Genomic DNA, 2705 nt, shown 5'->3' with positions numbered 1-2705 from the left:
GCAGCCATTTTCTGGTCGTAGGACGGCCTATAACAGCCGCTCCTGACCCCCGTCAGGCTGCTGAGCATATTATTAAGGAGATGATTCAAGCGTGAGCCCATTGCTGAATAGAAGTGAACAAATTGCATCTTATTTGTTAAAGATCGAAGCCGTCGCGCTGCGTCCGCAGGAACCGTTTACCTGGACTTCGGGCATTAAATCCCCGATTTACTGCGATAACCGTCTTACCTTATCGTATCCGGAAATCCGCAGCTATATTGCCGATGCGTTCGCGGAACTGATTGCGGCCGAATATCCGGGGACGGAAGTCATCGCTGGAACGGCAACCGCCGGCATTCCGCATGCGGCCTGGGTTGCGGACAAGCTGAATCTGCCGATGGCCTACATCCGCGACAAAGCGAAGGGACACGGCAAACAGAACCAAATCGAAGGCATCATTTCACCCGGCCAAAAGGTCATCGTCATTGAAGACCTGATTTCGACCGGAGGCAGCTCGATTAAAGCTGCGCAGGCCGTAAAGGAAGCGGGAGGAGAGCCGCTTGCGGTGCTGGCGATTTTCAGCTATGAGTTGGATCGTGCGACAGATGCATTCAAGGAAGCGGGCATCCCGCTGCAAAGCCTGTCCAATTACAGCACCCTGATCGATGTTGCGCTGGGGCAAGGCAAAATAGTGGCTAGCGATGTCGAGCTGCTTCAGTCGTGGAGACGTGACCCATCCTCTTTTGAAAACTGATTGATCTTCAAAGAAACCGTCCGATTGCAGGGCGGTTTTTGTTTTTATGGCATCGGATTAATGATCTGGATGCCGCAAGTTTTTTGTAAATATGGGCAAGCTAACGGAGAAAGCGGGCTTGATCATTTTATAATAGGGAGAAGAACGCATCATGAACTGGGTATATTTTGCGAGGCTGTTCAGAACCAAATTTCAAGCAGGTTGTCTGGCTAAACGGCTCGAACAGGATGGTTGGATTTACGGCTACCATGATCCGCAGTTGGTAGAAATTTATCGTTCACGCAGAGGAAAATATGGGGTTCGGTTTCTTCCTTGAAAAAGGTTAGCTGGAGCTTCTTGACTTACACTATAGTATAGCGTATAATATTTACTGTTGCTGTTTGAATGTGATTACTGACGCGGGGTGGAGCAGCCCGGTAGCTCGTCGGGCTCATAACCCGAAGGCCGCAGGTTCAAATCCTGCCCCCGCAACCAATTTTCATAGAAGTTCATCAGCCATTATTTCGGATATTTTGATCAGGGCCCTTAGCTCAGTTGGTTAGAGCGGTCGGCTCATAACCGATTGGTCGGGGGTTCGAGTCCCTCAGGGCCCACTACAATAAAACCCTTGCGAAGCAAGGGTTTTTTGCTGTCTACAGACGGATTGAGAGAGGAGCTTGGCATTCAAATATACTTCGAAAATTCGGGGGTGATCAAATTTGGTCACGACGTAATCGGATTAAAAAGATTTTTGTACCATTTTCATCATGATGTCCATTAGATCGGCAGCTTTAAGCTGCATATCGGGTAACAGATGAGAATAGCGATCCAGGTGGATTTTGACACTGTTGTGGGCCAACCGTTCTGCTCCGATTTTTGGATTGACTCCATTGTTAAGAAGCAATGACCCATGGGAGTGCCGGAGATCGTGGAACTTGATCTTGGGTAGTTCCGCCGTTTTAGTCAGGTAAGCAAATGTTTCAGTAATTCGACAGGGCTTATGGGATCTCCGTTCACGTAGTCACATACCAGACCATGATCTTGGTAATGATCGATACCAATACTGCAAATAATCTAGCTCCATTTGGCAAATACGCTCACGCAAGGCCGGGGAGGCAATCTATTTATTGGCATTAATGACTTCTTTTCACTGTTTCAAATCGGCAATTAGCAGGTCCCCGATAGATATACGTCTGACGGAACTGGAGGTTTTTGTATTCTGAATGACAATGCTCTTGGAAGGAGTCCAATTTACTGTCTGCTCTGTGGACAAGCTCTTGCCTTTAAAGTCAATGTCACTCCAATGTAGCCCCTACACTTCTCTTTTTCTCATTCCTGTGTGTATGGCTATAGTGAACGATCCCTAGAGCCTTATTCAGAAAGTGTATACACTGTTCCAGGTCTTCATCTCCTACTTTCTGACCTTTGGGAGTCGACCTTATCCTCCGGGTTGAAAGCGAGTTTTTCCACTTAATGGCCTGCCGGAAGGCTTTTCTTAATATAGTGTGGATATGTCTCACATAATCCGTAGATTAGGTTTCAATGAGTACATTGTAAAATCGGTTGTTTAATCTGCTACAATTTGAATCGCCCTAAAGTTGGTTTAATTCTGGTTCGAATCATGGATTCCTCGACATCATAAAAGGTAGTTTTGTACTTCTGCTTAGCGTTATCATTGAGCCATATTTCAAGAAATTCACCCACCGTTATTTTGTCCTCAGGGAACGTATTCTCCAGGGTCGATGAAATTGACCAAGGAACGATTAGCCTCCTTCTGAGTGGAGAATCCTGCCTTTCTTCTTTTAATTTCGTTTGCCCGTCTCTTGGTCTGCAGGCAAGTACACGATATATTACTAGTTTTTACCTCGTTTGAATCGAAATTTGATATCCACGAATGCTCTCTTGATCATGAGAACATAGGGGCTGTCCAAAGAATAGATTTTTGTGCTTTGGGATTTAGCTTCGTCGCTATAGTGGATGCCTGATGTCTGCT

General features: G+C 46.3%; 4 protein-coding genes, 2 tRNA genes and 1 pseudogene. 5 read left to right on the top strand and 2 right to left on the bottom strand.

Annotated elements, in window-relative coordinates; all coding sequences use genetic code 11:
- The 5 genes and pseudogenes from L691_RS33360 to L691_RS0105105 all read left to right on the top strand — a co-directional run.
- Positions 1–95, top strand: a pseudogene (locus L691_RS33360) (orotidine-5'-phosphate decarboxylase); the annotation flags it as partial.
- Complete coding sequence (gene pyrE / locus L691_RS0105120; protein WP_025689181.1) at positions 92–733, top strand: orotate phosphoribosyltransferase; 642 nt, start codon at positions 92–94, stop codon at positions 731–733. The pseudogene L691_RS33360 and the gene pyrE, both read left to right, overlap by 4 nt.
- 151 nt (positions 734–884) lie before the next feature.
- The gene (locus tag L691_RS32500) at positions 885–1049 is read left to right on the top strand and encodes a hypothetical protein (RefSeq protein WP_198022981.1); all 165 of its coding nucleotides are present in this window, start codon (positions 885–887) and stop codon (positions 1047–1049) included.
- A gap of 81 nt (positions 1050–1130) precedes the next feature.
- Positions 1131–1207, top strand: a tRNA-Met gene (locus tag L691_RS0105110).
- A 45-nt stretch (positions 1208–1252) separates the two neighbouring features.
- A tRNA-Ile gene (locus L691_RS0105105) sits at positions 1253–1326 on the top strand.
- A gap of 125 nt (positions 1327–1451) precedes the next feature.
- Here L691_RS0105105 and L691_RS31070 read toward each other — a convergent pair.
- Both L691_RS31070 and L691_RS34180 read right to left on the bottom strand, forming a co-directional pair.
- Complete coding sequence (locus tag L691_RS31070) at positions 1452–1700, bottom strand: tyrosine-type recombinase/integrase (RefSeq protein ID WP_084653846.1); 249 nt, start codon at positions 1698–1700, stop codon at positions 1452–1454.
- A gap of 587 nt (positions 1701–2287) precedes the next feature.
- A complete protein-coding gene (locus L691_RS34180) occupies positions 2288–2416 on the bottom strand; it encodes a tyrosine-type recombinase/integrase (protein ID WP_198022980.1) in 129 nt (42 codons plus the stop codon).
- Between the last annotated feature and the right edge of the window lie 289 nt (positions 2417–2705).

The sequence above is a fragment of the Paenibacillus zanthoxyli JH29 genome (assembly GCF_000520715.1).
In the GTDB taxonomy this organism is placed as follows: Bacteria; Bacillota; Bacilli; order Paenibacillales; family Paenibacillaceae; genus Paenibacillus_AQ; species Paenibacillus_AQ zanthoxyli.
The sequence above is the reverse complement of the archived record's forward strand: the minus strand, read 5'-3'. Positions and strand labels throughout refer to the sequence as shown.

Excerpts from the sequence above, each read along its gene's own strand:
- L691_RS32500 (WP_198022981.1), top strand. The coding sequence starts at position 885 with ATGAACTGGGTATATTTTGCGAGGCTGTTCAGAACCAAATTTCAAGCA.